Origin of the sequence: Rodentibacter mrazii, assembly GCF_001998825.1 — a bacterium.
GTDB lineage: Bacteria > Pseudomonadota > Gammaproteobacteria > Enterobacterales > Pasteurellaceae > Rodentibacter > Rodentibacter mrazii.
Map to the genome: position 1 here is coordinate 25,838 of NZ_MLHG01000026.1, position 17,108 is coordinate 42,945.

The following is a 17,108-nucleotide window of genomic DNA, read 5'->3' on the forward strand; positions in this document are numbered from 1 at the left end:
CTATTTCTAATTTAGCGTAAAATTGCCCGATTATAACGAAAGCCGAGCAGTTATGAAATTACTCATCATTAATAATCACGATTCTTTTACTTTCAATTTAGTGGAACTGATTCGTCGCCTTGGTGTGTCTTTTGACGTGCTAAATGTGGAAAATTTACAAAAAAATACACCTGAATCCTATAGCCATATCTTAATTTCTCCAGGCCCTGATGTGCCAAGGGCTTATCCGCAACTTTTTGCGATGTTGGAGCGGTATCATCGGCAAAAATCAATTCTTGGGGTCTGTTTGGGGCATCAAACATTATGTGAGTTTTTTGGTGGAACACTTTATAACCTAAAACAAGTTCGCCACGGGCAAAAAAGGCGGTTAAAAGTGCGGTCAAATTCTCCGTTGTTTTTCGGGTTGCCGATGGAATTTGATATTGGCTTATATCATTCTTGGGCGGTGAAAGTTGAAAATTTTCCTCACGAATTAGAAATTACGGCCATATGTGATGAAAATGTGGTGATGGCGATGGCTCATCAATCTTTACCCATTTATGGCGTGCAGTTCCATCCGGAATCTTATATGTCCGAATACGGTGAGCAAATTTTACGGAATTGGTTAAATATTACCCCATAATAGTGCTTGATTCTTTATCTAAAATTCGTATTATAGCCGTCTATACGTCAATACATCCAAATTAAAAAGAGAGAAACTATGTCTAGTTATTTATTTACCTCGGAATCCGTGTCTGAAGGACATCCGGATAAAATCGCCGATCAGATCTCTGATGCGGTACTTGATGAAATTCTAAAACAAGATCCCAAAGCCCGTGTTGCCTGCGAAACTTATGTGAAAACTGGTATGGCGTTAGTGGGGGGAGAAATCACGACGTCAGCCTGGGTGGATATTGAAAATCTCACTCGAAAAGTGATTTGTGATATTGGTTATGAACATTCCGATATGGGATTTGACGGTCATTCTTGTGCCGTATTAAATGCTATTGGTAAACAGTCTGCGGATATTAATCAGGGTGTGGATCGTGAAAATCCCTTGGAGCAAGGAGCAGGCGACCAAGGCATTATGTTTGGTTATGCCACGAATGAAACCGATGTATTAATGCCTGCTGCGATTACCTATGCACATCGTTTAATGCAAAAACAGGCGGAAGTACGTAAAAGCGGTAAATTAGCCTGGTTACGCCCTGATGCCAAAAGCCAAGTCACCTTAAAATATGAAGATAACAAAATTGTTGGCGTGGACGCCGTTGTGCTTTCAACGCAACATGCAGAAGATATTGAGCAAAAAGATCTTCATGAAGCGGTCATGGAAGAGATCATCAAACCAATATTACCAAGCGAGTGGCTTTCAAAAGAGACCAAATTTTTCATTAACCCGACAGGTCGTTTTGTTATCGGCGGCCCGATGGGGGATTGCGGTTTAACCGGTCGTAAAATTATTGTGGACACTTACGGCGGGGCAGCTCGTCATGGTGGTGGTGCATTCTCTGGCAAAGATCCGTCCAAAGTGGATCGCTCAGCGGCTTATGCGGCACGTTATGTGGCGAAAAATATTGTGGCTGCCGGTTTGGCGGATCGTTGTGAAATCCAACTTTCTTACGCTATCGGTGTGGCAGAACCGACCTCAATTATGGTGGAAACCTTCGGCACAGGCAAAGTAGCAAATGAATTATTGGTGGCGTTAGTACGTGAATTCTTTGATTTGCGCCCTTACGGACTAATCAAAATGCTTGATTTAATTCAACCGATTTATCGTGAAACCGCTGCTTATGGTCACTTTGGTCGTGAGCAATTTCCATGGGAAAAAGTGGATCGTGCGGAAGAATTACGTGCGGCGGCAGGTTTAAAATAACGCCGTCATAAATGATTAAAACCGCTATTTTGGCGGTTTTTATTTTTCTCAGTTCTATGCTTTCATCACAAACACAATTTCGTCATTTAAAAATGCAGGTTCAGCGTAAACTTGTCGAATCTTTGGGTCTTGCAGAAGATTATTTTAAACGTGCATTTCCAATGCCAACGGTACATTATGATTTGCGAGGGGTGAAAGCCGGGGTGGCGTATTTACAAAAAAACGAAATCCAATTTAACCGCACTTTATTGCTTGAAAATACACAGGAATTTATTCACCAAGTTGTGCCTCATGAATTGGCGCATTTAATTGTGTATCAGGTATTTGGACAGGTTAAGCCCCATGGCAAAGAATGGCAGGGAGTGATGAATGAGATTTTTCATTTACCTGCGGATACTTGCCATCAATTTGATGTGCAAAATGTTCAAGGGAAAACCTTTGAATATTGTTGTACTTGCCAAACACATTCATTGAGTGTTCGCCGCCATAATCGAATTTTAAAAGAAAGAGTTGAATATTTATGCCGAAAATGTAAGGGGAAATTACTTTTTGTCGGTGAAAATGAAATGTAGCTGTGTTATATTTTGGGCGTTAACTTTCAAAATAAAGGAGCTTTTTCATGAAAAAATCATTATTAGCGGTTGTTTTAGGTGCTTTTGCCATTGCTTCGACTGCAAATGCCGGAGTATATGCAGAGGGAGATATCGGCTTATCAAAAACAAAGGCAAATGGTAGCAGTAAAACAAAAGTAGAGCCTCGAGTAGCGGTCGGCTATAAATTGGGTAACGTTCGTGTTGCAGGCGATTATACCCATCATGGAAAAATTGAGGGGGCTAAAATTCAAGGCATTGGTGCTTCCGTACTGTATGATTTTGACGTTAATTCTAATATACAGCCTTATGTGGGTGCACGTGTCGCAGCGAATAAATTTAAATATGATAACCGTGTAGATCAATCTTATAAAAGTTCTTCCGATACTAAGGTCGGTTATGGGGTTGTTGCCGGTGCCAAATATAAATTAGATGAAAAGTGGTATGCAAATGGCGGTGTTGAATATAACCGTTTGGGTAGCTTTGATGATACTAACGTAAATAATTATGGCGCCAAAGTAGGCTTAGGTTACGAATTCTAATTTCTTTTCCTTAAAAGAGCGGTAAAATCAACCGCTCTTTTTCTTTTCTCCCCTTGAAAATTCTGTTTTCATTCTTATATCTGTGGCGTTCAATTTTACTTATTTCATTTTATAAGGAAAAACTATGTCTCAAAATCAAGAAACCCGTGGTTTCCAATCGGAAGTCAAACAACTATTACAATTAATGATTCATTCTTTATATTCCAATAAAGAAATTTTCCTGCGAGAACTCATTTCCAATGCCTCTGATGCGGCGGATAAACTTCGCTTTAAAGCCCTCTCCAATCCGGCACTTTATGAAAATGACGGCGAATTACGTGTGCGTATTAGCTTTGATAGTGAAAAAGGCACATTAACTATCAGCGATAACGGTATTGGGATGACCCGTGAGCAGATCATCGATCATTTGGGCACAATTGCCAAATCCGGCACTAAAGAGTTTTTGAATGCCCTTGGTAGCGATCAAGCCAAAGATAGCCAACTTATCGGTCAATTTGGTGTGGGCTTCTATTCTGCTTTTATTGTGGCAGATAAAGTGACGGTGAAAACCCGAGCGGCAGGCGAGGATGCCGATAAAGGTGTGATTTGGGAATCTGCCGGAGAAGGGGAATACTCGGTTGCCGACATTGAGAAAAAATCCCGTGGTACAGATGTGATTTTGCATTTGCGTGAGGATGAAAAAGAATTCTTAAATGAATGGCGTTTGCGTGAAGTGATTGGTAAATATTCCGATCATATCGGTCTTCCGGTGGAAATGTTGGCCAAAGAATATGATGACGAAGGAAAAGAAACCGGTGAAAAATGGGAAAAAATCAATAAATCCGATGCCCTTTGGACACGCAGTAAAAATGACATTTCCGATGAAGAATACAAAGAATTTTACAAACACTTAAGCCACGATTTTGCCGATCCACTTTTGTGGGCTCACAACAAAGTAGAAGGTAATCAGGAATACACCAGCCTACTTTATGTACCGTCCAAAGCCCCTTGGGATTTATTTAATCGTGAGCATAAACATGGCTTGAAACTCTATGTTCAACGCGTATTCATTATGGATGATGCGGAACAATTTATGCCGAATTATCTCCGTTTTATGCGTGGTTTAATTGATAGTAACGATTTACCGTTAAACGTTTCCCGTGAAATTTTACAAGACAATAAAGTCACGGCAGCATTACGAAAAGCCTTAACCAAACGTTCCCTACAAATGTTGGAAAAATTGGCGAAAGACGATGCGGAAAAATATCAACAATTCTGGAAAGAATTTGGCCTAGTATTGAAAGAAGGCCCTGCGGAAGATTTCGGCAATAAAGAAACCATTGCGAAGTTATTACGTTTTGCTTCTACCCATAATGACAGCAGTGAGCAAACCGTTTCTTTGGAAGACTATGTTTCCCGAATGAAAGAAGGGCAAAAAGCTATTTACTACATCACGGCAGATAGCTATGTGGTAGCGAAAAACAGCCCGCATTTAGAATTATTTAATAAAAAAGGCATTGAAGTCTTATTGTTATCCGATCGCATTGATGAATGGATGTTGAGCTACTTAACAGAGTTTGATGGAAAACCGTTACAAACCATCACCAAAGCAGATTTGGATTTAGGCGATTTAGCAGATAAAGACGAAGCGGAACAAAAAGAGCAGGATAAAGCCTTTGAAAGTTTTGTTGAACGTGTGAAAACATTATTAGGAGATCGTGTCAAAGCGGTTCGTTTAACCCATCGATTAACGGATACCCCGGCTGTGGTTTCTACCGATAACGATCAAATGACCACCCAAATGGCGAAACTCTTTGCCGCAGCAGGTCAGCCTGTACCGGAAGTGAAATATACTTTTGAGATTAATCCAGAACACCATTTAGTAAAAAAAGTGGCGGATATTGCAGACGAAGCCCAATTCGCCGACTGGATTGAATTATTGCTTGAACAGGCAATGCTTGCCGAACGTGGCTCGTTAGAAAATCCGGTGGCGTTTATTAAACGGGTGAATAAGTTATTAGGTTAATTGGTTTCATTTAGGTTAAAATCCTCAATCTAGCTAGGTTGAGGATTTTTTATTTAAGGAGAAATTATGATTACCGTTTACGGCATTAAAAACTGCGATACTGTGAAGAAAGCCTTGAAATGGCTTGTTGATAACAATATTGAGCATAAATTGCATGATTATCGTGTGGATGGTTTGGATAACGATTTTTTACAACAGGCGGAAGCCCAATTTGGTTGGGAAAATTTGGTGAATAAACGGAGTACGACGTGGCGAAACCTCGATGAGGAAATTAAAAAAAATTTGTCAAAAACGACCGCACTTTCCGTGCTTACGGAGAACCCAACTTTAATTAAACGCCCGATTATTATGCAGGATAATAAGGCATTAATTGGGTTTGATGTGAAAGAATACGAAAAAGCGTTTGCCTAAAGTGCGGTTAACTTTTGAGGTGTTTTTATGCAAGAAAAGATCGTGCAATTAGCGCAAGAATTAATCCGCCGTCCCTCCATCAGTCCGAATGATGAAGGTTGCCAGACATTAATTGCGGAACGTTTGGAAAAACTCGGATTTGAAATTGAATGGCTTCCTTTTAATGAGACCTTAAATCTTTGGGCAAAACACGGTGCGGGCGAGCCGGTGGTTGCCTTTGCCGGTCATACGGATGTGGTGCCGGTTGGTGACGAACATCAATGGAATTATCCGCCTTTTTCGGCGGAAATTGTCGGTGATATGCTTTATGGGCGCGGCGCGGCGGATATGAAAGGCTCGTTGGCTGCAATGATTGTGGCAGCGGAAGAATATGTGAAAGCCAATCCCCATCACGCGGGCACGATTGCTTTATTAATCACTTCCGATGAAGAAGCCGTCTCCAAAGACGGCACGGTTCGTGTGGTAGAAACCTTGATGGAACGTCGTGAAAAAATTACTTATTGTATGGTCGGCGAGCCGTCCAGTTCGCAAATTTTAGGTGATGTGGTAAAAAACGGTCGTCGTGGTTCTATCACCGCTAATCTGTATATTCAGGGGATTCAGGGACATGTGGCTTACCCTCATTTTGCGGATAATCCCATTCATAAAGCGTTGCCATTCTTACAAGAACTCTCCTCCTACCAGTGGGATAACGGTAGTGCGTTTTTTCCGCCTACCAGCCTACAAATCGCCAATATTCACGCCGGCACGGGCAGTAATAACGTGATCCCGGGGGAACTTTATGTGCAGTTTAATTTACGTTACTGTACAGAAGTGACGGATGAGGTGATCAAACAAAAGGTCGTAGAAATGTTGGAAAAGCACGGTTTAAAACATCGCATTGAATGGAATCTTTCAGGTAAACCGTTTTTAACCAAACTGGGGAAATTAGTGAATGCCGTGGTGGACAGCATTAAAGAAATAACCGGTATTACACCGAAACTTGAAACCGGTGGCGGTACATCTGACGGGCGTTTTATTGCTTTAATGGGAGCGGAAGTAGTGGAATTTGGCCCGCTTAATGCCACTATTCATAAAGTAAATGAATGTGTGAGCGTAGAAGAGCTCGGCAAGTGCGGTCAAATTTATCATCAAATGTTAGTGAATTTATTGGATAAGTAAACATGAAATTAACTTCGGCAATGCTTACGGGAAAATCGCGCGAACATTTAGTGAATTTACCCACTCCGCATTCAACAAACCATTTTTTACAGGTGCAAGCCGTAAAAGCCTTTCAAAGTTTGCAGCAAAGTGCGGTCAAAAATGGCTTTAATTTACAACCGGCAAGTAGTTTTCGAGATTTTCAACGTCAGCAGTTGATTTGGAACAGCAAATTTAGCGGTGAACGTAAAGTACATGATGATTCGGGCATCGCTTTGGATTTAACGAAATTGGACGATTGGCAAAAATGCCAAGCCATTTTACGTTGGTCGGCGTTGCCGGGGGCGAGCCGTCATCATTGGGGAACGGAAATTGATATTTTCGATCCGGATCTGTTACCACAAGGGCAATCCTTACAGCTTGAACCTTGGGAATATGAAAAAGGGGGCTATTTTTGTGAGTTAAGTGAATTTCTTGTTGAAAATTTACCGCACTTCGATTTTGCGCTTCCATTTATGCAGCAACCCATAGGTAAAAAAATAGGGCGTGAACCTTGGCATATTAGCTATTTACCCTTAGCGGAGCAGGCGAGGGCACAATTTTCATCTGAGGTTTTATTACAGTCTTGGCAAAATGAAGAAATTGGTGGAAAGGATATTTTGTGCAAGTATATGGATCAAATTTTTGAACAATTTATGGTATAGCAAAAGTGCGGTGGAATTTGACCGCACTTTTTGTCTATTTATTTTTATTCTTTTCTAAGGATTTATGCTGAATTTTTACGTTTTTCCCTTTAGCTTGGAAATATTCACCAAGTTGCTGCGCAATATAAACCGAGCGATGTTTTCCTCCGGTACAACCGATCGCAATAGTTAAGTAGCTGCGGTTGTTTTGTTCTAACATTGGTAACCATGTTTCAATGTAATTACGGGTGAGGTAGATGAAATTATTGACATCATCATGGCTGTTTAAAAAACGGGCAACAGGTTCGTCTAATCCCGTCATTGGGCGAAGTTCGGGATCCCAGTGCGGATTCGGCAAAAAACGCACGTCAAATACATAGTCCGCATCAAGAGGAATACCATATTTAAAACCGAAGGACTCTACAATAATTTTTAGCTCTTTTTCCGTATCCCCCCGTAAAAATTCACGCAATTTTTCTGCCAAAGTATGCGTAGAAATATGTGTTGTATCAATAACGAAATTTGCGTGCTGCAGCAATGGTTCTAATTGTTGGTGTTCGGCATCAATAGCAGCCTCAAGGGAGAGATCGTTAGCAGAAAGAGGATGAAGCCGGCGAGAGTCGCTGTATCGGCGAATCAGTGTGCTACGATCAGAATCTAAAAAAATAATTTGGGTTGCATAATGACGTTGAATGTCCGTTAGAATTTGCTCAAGGGATTGTGCTGATTCGGGTAAATTACGAATATCAAGACTGATTGCGACAGCGGTTTGAGTTTTGGCTAAAATCTCCGTGAGCTGGGGTAATAAATCCAGTGGAAGGTTATCAACACAATAGTAGCCCATATCTTCCAGCGAACGTAATGCCACTGATTTTCCCGCTCCGGAGCGACCGCTGATAATGATAATTTCCATACAGTTCCCCTTGTAATATTATGTTTCACTCTCAGTCAAAGAATGCGTTTCTTCTGTTGTTTGATCCGCCATCTCAAAAACTTGCCAGATTTCATCCGCACTTTTTGCAGAACGTAATTGTTTAAGAAAATTTTTGTCTGTGATTTTTTCCGTTAAATGAGAAAGTACAGGAATATAGGTTTGGCACTGATTTTCCGGTACAAGCACGGCGAAAACGAGATCTATTGGTTTACCATCCTGCGCACCGTAATCAATAGGCGTTTCTAATTGAAGAAATACAGCAAGGGCTTTATCGGTTGCTTTCGGCGGTAATTTTGCTTTTGGCATTGCCACACCGTTACCTAATCCCGAGTTCCCTAATTTTTCACGTTCAAATAAGCATTCAAAGCAAGCTTGCTCGCCTTTTTCACAGTGTAATTGTTCTACGACAAAATGAGCAATAGATTCAAATAATCGCTTTTTACTTGAAAAGCAAACACCCTGACGAATATTTTCAGGGTGAAAGAGTTCTGTTAATTTCATCTTTATAACTTAAATTCTTCGCCAAGATACACGCGTTTAACATGTTCATCATTCATCACTTCTTCCGGTGTACCGGTGGCGATAATTTGACCTTTCCCTACAATATAAGCTCGTTCACAGACATCTAGAGTTTCGCGCACGTTATGATCGGTGATTAACACACCTAAACCGCGGTTACGCAAATCGGTAATAATCTTTTTAATATCCGTAACGGAAATAGGATCAACCCCTGCAAAAGGTTCATCTAATAAAATAAATTTGGGATTGGCGGCAAGTGCCCGTGCAATTTCTACACGACGACGTTCACCACCGGAAAGGGATTGACCAAGGCTATTGCGAATATGTCCGATATTAAATTCTTCAATTAATTCATCCGCTCTTTCCCTGCGTTGTTCCGGAGTGAGATCTTTGCGAATTTCTAACACCGCCATTAAGTTATCGTAAACGCTTAAACGGCGAAAAATTGACGCTTCCTGAGGAAGATAGCCTATACCGCGTTGTGCACGGTTATGCATTGGTAATAGACTAATATCTTCACCATCAATAGTAATTTTACCCTGATCTTGGCGCACAAGCCCTACAACCATATAGAATGTGGTGGTTTTGCCGGCACCATTCGGACCTAATAGCCCGACGATTTCATTAGAATTAACCGTAAGGCTGACATCAGAAACAACTTTACGATTTTTATAACTTTTAGCCAAAAATTCAGCATGTAATACGGACATCAGTTATTTTTTACCTTTTTGTTGTAATTGGGTCGGAATTAATACGGTTTTAACACGCGATTTACCGCCATTTGCTTTTAGCTGCTGTTTTTTCACATCATAAGTAATGCGTTCGCCATTTATTTTACTATCAAGTTGTCTTAGCTCCGCATTGCCTGTCAGCGTTAAAAATTCCGCACCGAGATCATAATGTACTTGGTTTGCTTTGCCGTCCACCGGTTTGCCATCATCTAATAATTGGTGGAAAGTCACGGGTGAGCCGAAAGCTTCAACAGTTTCTTTTTTACCGGAATTTTCAGGCGGGCGGGTGATGACCACTTTATTCGCTTTAATCAGAATGGAACCTTGTGTAATTACCACATTATCAGTGAAAGTAACCACACTGTTTTCCATATCCAAAGATTGGTTATCGGAAACAATATTAATCGGTTGATTAGTGTCATCTTTTAAGGCAAAAGCTGAAAAAGAGACCATCGCCAATGTCGTGGTGAGAAGAATCTTACGGGTTACTAATTTCATAATATGTTTTTACCTGTTCCTTTAAAGTTGCCACTTGTTGGCGTAAATTACCCACCATTTTTAAGCCGGTGGAGTTAAAATTTTGTCCGTTAATTTTTACCATTGTGTCGGATGTAATATCTTGTGTTTTTAAATTAACGACAGCCGATTGAGTTTCTACACGCTGAAGTCTAGAGGTCGGTTCTAGGCTTTCCGCTACGACATTTCCTTCTAAATATAGAATTTCATCTTTTGTTAAAACAGCCTTTTGCGCACTTAATTTCCAGCTTTGTGATTCAAGTAATTTTGCCGTTTCGTTTTTCTGTTTTTGATTATCGCCTACTGTATCAAAAAGATAAACGAGCGGTGCAGTAAAATTTGTTTTGCCGTCTTGATTAAAATGTTCAACTTTGTCTGAAACCGCTAAATATTGTTTTTTACCATCCGGTGAAAATACGGTGGTTTCCATTTTTTGTCCGATATAATCAGGGCTATCCGGTGCTTTTACCAGACTTTGTAAATCATTGTTATCCTGGTTCAGTGAATAATACCAACCAAGCAGGCAGAGTGCCGCAACACCGAGAATAATATTCCAACGAATATTCATAAAAATGTTTTATCCTGTTAAAAGTAGGGGCGAATCATACCACAAATTTAAAAGGGCACTAAAGTCAAGTGCGGTCAAAAAATAAGTTGTTTTAATCAGATAAAATAAGATCTTTCAACACTTGGTAAATTTCACGATAAGCTTTTAAGGGCTTATCTTGTGCTTTTTCTTTCTGCGCCACTCGAATTAAATTGCGTAATTGCTGACGATCAGCTGTTGGATATTCATTTAATAAATCGGTGAGCGCTGTATCTCCCTGTTCAACCAACTTGTCACGTAACATTTCTAATTTATGCAGTATCGCTTGTTGTTGATTATGCTTATTTTCAATTTTATCTAAAGCATCGCGAATCGGTTCGACATCAATTCCACGTAATAATTTGCCGATATATTGTAACTGGCGACGACGTGCTTCTTTTTGCAAACGTTGTGCTAGCTCAACGGCTTCTAATAATGAATCGTCAAGTGGCACTTTAGTCAGATTGGTTTTGGTTAAGTTCACCAACTTTTCACCGAGTTGTTTTAATTCCTCAGCATCACGCTTGATTTCACTTTTACTTACCCAAATAATTTCTTCCTGTTCTTCATCTTCCCAATCAAAGACTTCTTTTTTCTTACGTTTTGCCATGTTATTCCTTCTTAGAAATTTAGGGCGCATTTTAGCATAAACTTTGAAAATAAGATAAAATGCGAAAAATTTTTAACGGAAAAACAGAATGAAAACAGCAGAAAATCAGACCGCACTTTTAAAAGCACAAGAACAAGAATTACGTCAAGCAGTAAGCCTCGCCCTTGATATTGCCCAAAAAGTAGGAGCAACAGCAGAGGTTGGCGTAACAAAAGTGATCGGTTTATCCGTTTCCACCCGTTTACAGGAAATTGAAAACGTGGAATTTACCAATGATGGGGCTCTTGGGATTTCGGTTTACTTAGGACAACAAAAAGGGAATGCCTCGACTTCAGATTTAAGCGAGCAGGCGATTAAAAATACTGTTGAAGCGGCGTTGGCAATTGCCAAATATACCTCACCGGATGATTGTACCGGTTTGGCAGAAAAAGAATTAATGGCATTTGATACGATAGATTTAGCACTTTATCATGCTGCTGATATTGATGTGGAAAAAGCAAGAGGACTTGCATTGCGGGCAGAAAAAGCCGCATTGGAAGCGGATAATCGAATTATTAATAGTAATGGGGCGAGTTTTAATTCCCATACGGGTGTACGTGTGTATGGGAATACGCATGGTATGTTGCAAAGTTATTTATCAAGTCGTTATTCTTTGTCTTGCTCGGTCATTGGTGGCGTAGAAGATGCGCTGGAAAATGATTATGAATATACGATTTCACGTGATTTTAATAAATTGGAATCGGCTGAATGGGTAGGGGAAAATTGTGCCAAAAAAGTGGTTGCCCGTTTGAATCCGCAAAAACTCACTACCCGTGAAGTACCGGTGATTTTCTTGAATGATGTGGCGACAGGCATTATTTCACATTTTACCGCAGCTATTAGTGGTGGGAGTTTGTATCGTCAATCAAGTTTCTTGTTAGATCATTTAGGCAAACAAGTGTTGCCTGAGTGGTTTAATATCAGTGAACGCCCGCATTTGTTGGGGCGGTTAGCATCAACACCTTTCGATAGTGAAGGTGTACGTACGAAAAATTTAGAAATTGTACAAAATGGTATTTTACAGACTTATTTATTGACTCATTACAGTGGTAAGAAAATGGGTATGCAAACTACCGGTCATGCCGGAGGTATTCATAATTGGCTGGTTCAACCCAATTTAACCGGTGGATTAACCGCACTTTTACGTGAAATGGGAACGGGATTACTGGTCACGGATGTAATGGGACAAGGTGTGAATATTGTCACCGGTGGTTATTCTCGTGGAGCGTCTGGTTTCTGGGTTGAAAACGGCGAAATTCAAGATCCTGTATCAGAAATCACGATTGCAGGACAATTGCCGGATATGCTGAAAAATATAGTAGCAGTGAGTGACGATGTAGAACATCGTTCTAATATTCAAACCGGCTCAATTTTGTTAGATAAAATGAAAATCTCAGGTAACTGATTATTTGAGAATAATTCTTATTGACAAGATTATTGATTCTGTTACTATGCGCCTATCTGTTCAGATGCGATTGCAGATTGCTCCAACAGGTAGAGTAGAAAGTAAATTCGTTAGAATTAAAAAAAGCTGAAGGTTTAAACTTCAGCTTTTTTTTGTATAATGAGCCGAATTAATTGATCTCATTACTTAATTTAAGGAAAAAAAATGAAAAAACATCATGTTGATGTGTTAATTTCTGAAGCTGATGTGAAAGCACGTATTGCATCACTGGGAGAAGAAATTACGGCTTTTTATCAGCAAAAACAGGTCAATAAACTTATTGTTGTCGGGTTATTACGCGGTTCATTTATGTTTATGGCTGACTTAGTACGTGAATTAAGATTGCCGATAGAAATCGAATTTATGACAACGTCAAGTTACGGCAGTGGAATGACAACCAATCATGATGTGAAAATCAGCAAAGATTTAGAAGGGGATATTCGGGGCGAGCATGTACTTATCGTCGAAGATATTATTGATACCGGTTATACGCTTGAGAAAGTGCGTGAAATTTTGAATTTACGTAACCCGGCAAGTTTGGCAATTTGTACCTTGTTAGACAAACCTTCGCGAAGAGAAGTCAGTGTTCCTGTTGAATGGATCGGTTTTGAAATTCCGGATGAGTTTGTCGTTGGTTTCGGTATTGATTATGCCCAACAGTATCGCAACTTGGGTTACATTGGTAAAGTTGTGGTGGAAGAATAAATTTTTAATATAAAAAGTGCGGTCAATTTTAATAAAGTTACGATACTTTGTTTTGACCGCACATTGTTTTTAACGGCTGAGTGAATTTTCAGCATTTTTATCCCAATTAATCCACATCCGCTGGATTCTATGTTCCCCATCTTGCATTTTGGTACGAAAGTACATTTTTATTTTCATTGCCTCAATCTTTTCACCCAAAAAAGACGCTTTTAAATCATAGGTGGCGGTTAATCGGTTTTTACCAATGGGTAACACTTTAATTGCTTTTAGCATATCGTAATACAGTGTGCCGTCTTTTAAATTATTGAGCCAGTCAGTTTTAGTAAAACGTTTCCGTTTTGAATCACGAATAACAGTTAATACAAAATCATCAGAGAGTAATTTATCCAGTTCAATGTAATTTGCGTTTTCAAGAGCAGTAACAAGCTGTGAATATAAATCAGCCAATTCAGCCTGTTCAACTTCTCTATCTTGCAGATCATAAAGGGCGGGGGCAATTGCTATTACACTGACAGTCAGTGAGAGCAATAGCGAAAAGAAAATATGACGTAACTTCATTTTGCCTACCAAATTAAAAAAACGACAGGAATAATATTCATCACAAGGGCTGTTGTGCCAGCCAAAAGGAGTTTTGATGTGCCAAACATCAATCCTTGATTCATCCCTTTATCCAATTTCACTAACATATTTGCCATAGCGGTATTGGCGAATAGCCCTACAAAAGCGAAGATAATCAAATAGATATATGCTGTCATAAATGAAAGAAAATCAATGACATAGAACCATGGCACAATGACTGTTATTACTAAGAGCGGTGCAATATAAGTCAGTTTTACAACGCCAAAATTTAATTTTCGAGAAAAATGAGCTTGAAATAGCACGGCAATCAGATTATTGATAAAAAAGGCAATAGGGATCGATTCAGGACTATCTAATAAGTTACTGAAAATATAGGGGAAGATAATATAAAAAGATGTCCCCATTGCCAATGGAATAAACAATAATAAATGAGCAAAAACAAAGCGTTTGCTTAATACTTGTCGGATATGACTCAGCTGAAATCGGGTTGCCTGTACAGTGCATGGTGTTTCTTTTACCGTTATCAACATAAAAATCAGCATTGTTACTTCAATACCGCAACTGACCCAAATTAGCATTTCAGGCAGTTGAAACTGTAAAAAAGGCAAAGCAAGTAACGGTGCAAACATTGAGGCTAGGCTTTGGATACGTAAAAATTTACCCTGAGCTTTCGCTTTATCATGGTAATTATTTGCTGCGGTAGAAAGTAATAGGGCACGAGCGTTTGTACCAAACAGCGTACTACCAAAACCAAAAAAGAAGGTGGTTAAGAGCAAAAGCGGATAGTAATCCGTTGTGATCAGTAAAATATAGGCAATCGCATCCATTAAACAGCCGAGTAACATCATTTTTGAGCGACCGAAACGATCACCCCAATATCCGGCGAATAAAGAGAAGGCTTGACTGGCAAATACCAATAAGGAAAATGCACTGGCAATTTGAACGGTATCAAAGCCTTTGTTGCCTTGCAAGTAGATGAAAAAAACACTTTGCATGGCGGTGTAAGCGACACCGGAGAAAAAACGCCGCCATAAAATTATATTTTGTATATTCATTTTGAGATACTTTCCGAAATTAACTGAAGAATCATATCAAATTATGTCGAATTTTCACTTAAAAGTTCAATTATTCTAGGTAGGATAGTTTGACGATGGGGCAGTATATAAATGCCCCATTGTTTATTTGATATGATAAAGATTAACCATGTAACCTGTGATTTTGAGTGTTTTCGTTGAAATAAAAATATTTACGTTTTTAGCGGTAGTTTGATTTCCCTGATTTTCATTGTCATGCCATCGATCATTAGTAAACGACCGGATAAATTCTCGCCAATATTTAGCCGAACTTTAATCGCCTCTAACGCTTGAATTGAACCCACAATTCCAACAATCGGGGCGATCACTCCGGCTTCTACACAGCTCAGTACATTTTGTCCAAAAAGTTGGCTGAGATCTTGGTAAGTAGGAGTATTGGGTTCATAAGTGAAGACTGATATTTGCCCTTCCATTCGAATTGCCGCTCCGGAAATCAGCGGGATTTGACTTTTCTTACATTGACGATCGAGTTGGTTACGGATTTCGACATTATCGGTACAGTCAAGAATGACTTGAAAGTGCGGTATAATTTTGCCGAGTTTTTCTTCATCCAATTTATCGTTGATTGTCTCAATTTCAATATGCGGATTGATTTGCTGCAATGCAATTTTTGCAGAATCTACTTTTGGCATATTCAGTCTTGCATCACAATGTAATATTTGACGCTGCAGGTTAGAAAGCGAAACTTGATCAAAATCCAAAAGTGTTAAATGTCCCACACCGGCAGCCGCAAGATATTGTGCGGCCGCACAGCCCAAACCGCCTAAGCCTACAATCAACATTTTGCTGTCTTTTAGCTTTTCTTGACCATCAAAATCGACAGATTTCATAATAATTTGGCGGTTGTAACGCAACTCTTCTTCATAGCTTAGTGCAGACATTATTGCCCCAATAGATGATTAAAAGGCTCAATAGTCACGGTTTCTCCGGCTGCAACATTACTGCGATCTTTTTCTAATACGATAAAGCAATTACTTTCCACAAAAGAGCTGAACAAATTAGAACCTTGGAATCCTACCGGTTGTACTTCAATTTGCCCCTTCTCATTCATTTGATAGTAACCCCGTTGGAAATCTAAACGACCCGGTGTTTTTTTCAAATTGGTTGTGGCAATGGCAGTAAAGTGCGGTTGTTTTTTGAGATGTTTTTGCCCGCTTAATTGTAAAATTGCTGGTTGTACGAGCTGATAAAATGTGACTAAAGCGGAGACAGGATTACCCGGTAATCCGCAGAACCAAGCATTTTCTAATTTCCCGAAAGCAAAAGGTTTACCCGGCTTTATGGCAATTTTCCAAAAATTAATTGTGCCGACTTTTTCTAACACGGTTTTGGTAAAATCTGCTTCACCTACGGAAACGCCGCCACTAGTAATAAGTAGATCCGCTTGATGTTGGGCTTCAACAAAAGTTTTTTCAAATTCTGCTTCGTTATCGGGTAATAAACCAAAATCCAACACTTCACAATTTAATTGTTGCAGCATAAGTTTGATAGTGAAACGGTTTGTATCGTAAATTTGCCCCTCTTTTAACGGTTGTCCAACTTGTACCAATTCATCGCCGGTAGAAAGTATTGCGACTTTTAAACGAGGGTAAACTTTTACTTCGGCAATGCCGAGTGATGCAAGTAATGGTAAGGATACCGCATTCAATACTTCGCCTTGTTGTAAGACAATATCACCTTTTTTTACATCCTCACCAATACGGCGAATATTTTGGTTGGGTTTAGGGAATTCGCTTAATGTGATCGTACCATCTTCATTGACGATAACTTGTTCTTGCATGACTACTGCATCCGCACCTTGAGGGAGCATTGCACCGGTCATAATACGCACTGCACTTTGCGGAATCCATTCGCCTTTGAACGGATTTCCGGCAAAAGATTTCCCCGCAACGGAGAGCGTTAAGGATCGTGCTAAATCAGCTAAACGCACGGCATAACCGTCCATTGCTGAATTATCAAAGGAAGGAATATTGATTGGTGACACCACATCCTCAGCGCATACACGGTTTGCCGCATCGGTTAAAGAAAGGGTTTCACTTTGTGTTGGAAAAGGGAGCCGGCTAAGCATTTGGTGCAAAGCTTGATCTAATGGAAGCATAAAAATCCTGTGAAAACGGTTGAGAAA

General features: G+C 39.8%; 20 protein-coding genes. 10 read left to right on the top strand and 10 right to left on the bottom strand.

What is annotated here, in order from left to right; translation table 11 throughout:
- Positions 1-52: 52 nt before the first annotated feature.
- The 8 genes from BKK47_RS04865 (at position 53) to BKK47_RS04900 (ending at position 7,247) form a co-directional block, all read left to right on the top strand.
- Complete coding sequence (locus BKK47_RS04865; RefSeq protein ID WP_077493777.1) at positions 53-622, top strand: anthranilate synthase component II; 570 nt, start codon at positions 53-55, stop codon at positions 620-622.
- A 78-nt stretch (positions 623-700) separates the two neighbouring features.
- Complete coding sequence (gene metK, locus BKK47_RS04870) at positions 701-1,855, top strand: methionine adenosyltransferase (protein ID WP_077493778.1); 1,155 nt, start codon at positions 701-703, stop codon at positions 1,853-1,855.
- Positions 1,856-1,911: 56 nt separating this feature from the next.
- On the top strand, positions 1,912-2,427 hold the full coding sequence (locus BKK47_RS04875; RefSeq protein ID WP_077493845.1) for a SprT family zinc-dependent metalloprotease: 516 nt from the start codon (positions 1,912-1,914) through the stop codon (positions 2,425-2,427).
- Between the two features lie 47 nt (positions 2,428-2,474).
- The gene (locus BKK47_RS04880) at positions 2,475-2,987 is read left to right on the top strand and encodes an opacity family porin (RefSeq protein ID WP_077493779.1); all 513 of its coding nucleotides are present in this window, start codon (positions 2,475-2,477) and stop codon (positions 2,985-2,987) included.
- Positions 2,988-3,111: 124 nt separating this feature from the next.
- Positions 3,112-4,992, top strand: a complete 1,881-nt coding sequence (gene htpG, locus BKK47_RS04885; protein WP_077493780.1) for a molecular chaperone HtpG — start codon at positions 3,112-3,114, stop codon at positions 4,990-4,992.
- A 66-nt stretch (positions 4,993-5,058) separates the two neighbouring features.
- Complete coding sequence (locus BKK47_RS04890) at positions 5,059-5,403, top strand: ArsC family reductase (RefSeq protein WP_077493781.1); 345 nt, start codon at positions 5,059-5,061, stop codon at positions 5,401-5,403.
- Between the two features lie 27 nt (positions 5,404-5,430).
- On the top strand, positions 5,431-6,564 hold the full coding sequence (gene dapE / locus BKK47_RS04895) for a succinyl-diaminopimelate desuccinylase (protein ID WP_077493782.1): 1,134 nt from the start codon (positions 5,431-5,433) through the stop codon (positions 6,562-6,564).
- Positions 6,565-6,566: 2 nt separating this feature from the next.
- A complete protein-coding gene (locus tag BKK47_RS04900) occupies positions 6,567-7,247 on the top strand; it encodes a M15 family metallopeptidase (RefSeq protein WP_077493783.1) in 681 nt (226 codons plus the stop codon).
- Positions 7,248-7,281: 34 nt separating this feature from the next.
- Here the strand turns inward: BKK47_RS04900 and rapZ are convergent, their stop codons facing one another.
- The 6 genes from rapZ to yjgA form a co-directional block, all read right to left on the bottom strand.
- Positions 7,282-8,139: an RNase adapter RapZ gene (gene rapZ / locus BKK47_RS04905; protein ID WP_077493784.1), complete on the bottom strand. Its 858-nt coding sequence runs from the start codon at positions 8,137-8,139 to the stop codon at positions 7,282-7,284.
- Positions 8,140-8,157: 18 nt separating this feature from the next.
- Positions 8,158-8,661, bottom strand: a complete 504-nt coding sequence (gene ptsN / locus BKK47_RS04910; RefSeq protein ID WP_077493785.1) for a PTS IIA-like nitrogen regulatory protein PtsN — start codon at positions 8,659-8,661, stop codon at positions 8,158-8,160.
- A 2-nt stretch (positions 8,662-8,663) separates the two neighbouring features.
- Positions 8,664-9,389: an LPS export ABC transporter ATP-binding protein gene (gene lptB / locus BKK47_RS04915; RefSeq protein WP_059366665.1), complete on the bottom strand. Its 726-nt coding sequence runs from the start codon at positions 9,387-9,389 to the stop codon at positions 8,664-8,666.
- 3 nt (positions 9,390-9,392) lie between these two features.
- A complete protein-coding gene (gene lptA, locus BKK47_RS04920) occupies positions 9,393-9,908 on the bottom strand; it encodes a lipopolysaccharide transport periplasmic protein LptA (RefSeq protein ID WP_077493786.1) in 516 nt (171 codons plus the stop codon).
- On the bottom strand, positions 9,889-10,494 hold the full coding sequence (gene lptC, locus BKK47_RS04925) for an LPS export ABC transporter periplasmic protein LptC (protein ID WP_077493787.1): 606 nt from the start codon (positions 10,492-10,494) through the stop codon (positions 9,889-9,891). Before lptC ends, lptA begins: the two co-directional genes overlap by 20 nt.
- A gap of 91 nt (positions 10,495-10,585) precedes the next feature.
- The gene (gene yjgA, locus BKK47_RS04930) at positions 10,586-11,122 is read right to left on the bottom strand and encodes a ribosome biogenesis factor YjgA (protein WP_077493788.1); all 537 of its coding nucleotides are present in this window, start codon (positions 11,120-11,122) and stop codon (positions 10,586-10,588) included.
- An 88-nt stretch (positions 11,123-11,210) separates the two neighbouring features.
- Between yjgA and pmbA the strand changes: the two genes are divergently transcribed.
- Positions 11,211-12,566 (top strand): metalloprotease PmbA, encoded by a 1,356-nt coding sequence (gene pmbA / locus BKK47_RS04935; RefSeq protein ID WP_077493789.1) that lies wholly within the window; start codon positions 11,211-11,213, stop codon positions 12,564-12,566.
- 204 nt (positions 12,567-12,770) lie between these two features.
- Positions 12,771-13,310 (top strand): hypoxanthine phosphoribosyltransferase, encoded by a 540-nt coding sequence (hpt, locus tag BKK47_RS04940; protein WP_077493790.1) that lies wholly within the window; start codon positions 12,771-12,773, stop codon positions 13,308-13,310.
- A 69-nt stretch (positions 13,311-13,379) separates the two neighbouring features.
- Here the strand turns inward: hpt and BKK47_RS04945 are convergent, their stop codons facing one another.
- The 4 genes from BKK47_RS04945 to moeA form a co-directional block, all read right to left on the bottom strand.
- Entirely contained in the window at positions 13,380-13,868 is a 489-nt protein-coding gene (locus BKK47_RS04945) for a nuclear transport factor 2 family protein (protein WP_077493791.1), read from the bottom strand.
- Between the two features lie 5 nt (positions 13,869-13,873).
- Positions 13,874-14,944 carry an MFS transporter gene (locus BKK47_RS04950; RefSeq protein WP_077493792.1) on the bottom strand — a complete coding sequence of 357 codons (1,071 nt, stop codon included), beginning with the start codon at positions 14,942-14,944 and terminating at the stop codon, positions 13,874-13,876.
- Between the two features lie 191 nt (positions 14,945-15,135).
- The gene (moeB, locus tag BKK47_RS04955) at positions 15,136-15,864 is read right to left on the bottom strand and encodes a molybdopterin-synthase adenylyltransferase MoeB (protein ID WP_077493793.1); all 729 of its coding nucleotides are present in this window, start codon (positions 15,862-15,864) and stop codon (positions 15,136-15,138) included.
- Positions 15,864-17,081: a molybdopterin molybdotransferase MoeA gene (moeA, locus tag BKK47_RS04960; RefSeq protein WP_077493794.1), complete on the bottom strand. Its 1,218-nt coding sequence runs from the start codon at positions 17,079-17,081 to the stop codon at positions 15,864-15,866. The genes moeB and moeA overlap by 1 nt, the downstream gene beginning before the upstream one ends.
- Positions 17,082-17,108: the final 27 nt, after the last annotated feature.

Excerpts from the sequence above, each read along its gene's own strand:
- BKK47_RS04865 (WP_077493777.1), top strand. The coding sequence starts at position 53 with ATGAAATTACTCATCATTAATAATCACGATTCTTTTACTTTCAATTTA.
- metK (WP_077493778.1), top strand. The coding sequence starts at position 701 with ATGTCTAGTTATTTATTTACCTCGGAATCCGTGTCTGAAGGACATCCG.
- BKK47_RS04875 (WP_077493845.1), top strand. The coding sequence starts at position 1,912 with ATGCTTTCATCACAAACACAATTTCGTCATTTAAAAATGCAGGTTCAG.
- BKK47_RS04880 (WP_077493779.1), top strand. The coding sequence starts at position 2,475 with ATGAAAAAATCATTATTAGCGGTTGTTTTAGGTGCTTTTGCCATTGCT.
- htpG (WP_077493780.1), top strand. The coding sequence starts at position 3,112 with ATGTCTCAAAATCAAGAAACCCGTGGTTTCCAATCGGAAGTCAAACAA.
- BKK47_RS04890 (WP_077493781.1), top strand. The coding sequence starts at position 5,059 with ATGATTACCGTTTACGGCATTAAAAACTGCGATACTGTGAAGAAAGCC.
- dapE (WP_077493782.1), top strand. The coding sequence starts at position 5,431 with ATGCAAGAAAAGATCGTGCAATTAGCGCAAGAATTAATCCGCCGTCCC.
- BKK47_RS04900 (WP_077493783.1), top strand. The coding sequence starts at position 6,567 with ATGAAATTAACTTCGGCAATGCTTACGGGAAAATCGCGCGAACATTTA.
- rapZ (WP_077493784.1), bottom strand. The coding sequence starts at position 8,139 with ATGGAAATTATCATTATCAGCGGTCGCTCCGGAGCGGGAAAATCAGTG.
- ptsN (WP_077493785.1), bottom strand. The coding sequence starts at position 8,661 with ATGAAATTAACAGAACTCTTTCACCCTGAAAATATTCGTCAGGGTGTT.
- lptB (WP_059366665.1), bottom strand. The coding sequence starts at position 9,389 with ATGTCCGTATTACATGCTGAATTTTTGGCTAAAAGTTATAAAAATCGT.
- lptA (WP_077493786.1), bottom strand. The coding sequence starts at position 9,908 with ATGAAATTAGTAACCCGTAAGATTCTTCTCACCACGACATTGGCGATG.
- lptC (WP_077493787.1), bottom strand. The coding sequence starts at position 10,494 with ATGAATATTCGTTGGAATATTATTCTCGGTGTTGCGGCACTCTGCCTG.
- yjgA (WP_077493788.1), bottom strand. The coding sequence starts at position 11,122 with ATGGCAAAACGTAAGAAAAAAGAAGTCTTTGATTGGGAAGATGAAGAA.
- pmbA (WP_077493789.1), top strand. The coding sequence starts at position 11,211 with ATGAAAACAGCAGAAAATCAGACCGCACTTTTAAAAGCACAAGAACAA.
- hpt (WP_077493790.1), top strand. The coding sequence starts at position 12,771 with ATGAAAAAACATCATGTTGATGTGTTAATTTCTGAAGCTGATGTGAAA.
- BKK47_RS04945 (WP_077493791.1), bottom strand. The coding sequence starts at position 13,868 with ATGAAGTTACGTCATATTTTCTTTTCGCTATTGCTCTCACTGACTGTC.
- BKK47_RS04950 (WP_077493792.1), bottom strand. The coding sequence starts at position 14,944 with ATGAATATACAAAATATAATTTTATGGCGGCGTTTTTTCTCCGGTGTC.
- moeB (WP_077493793.1), bottom strand. The coding sequence starts at position 15,864 with ATGTCTGCACTAAGCTATGAAGAAGAGTTGCGTTACAACCGCCAAATT.
- moeA (WP_077493794.1), bottom strand. The coding sequence starts at position 17,081 with ATGCTTCCATTAGATCAAGCTTTGCACCAAATGCTTAGCCGGCTCCCT.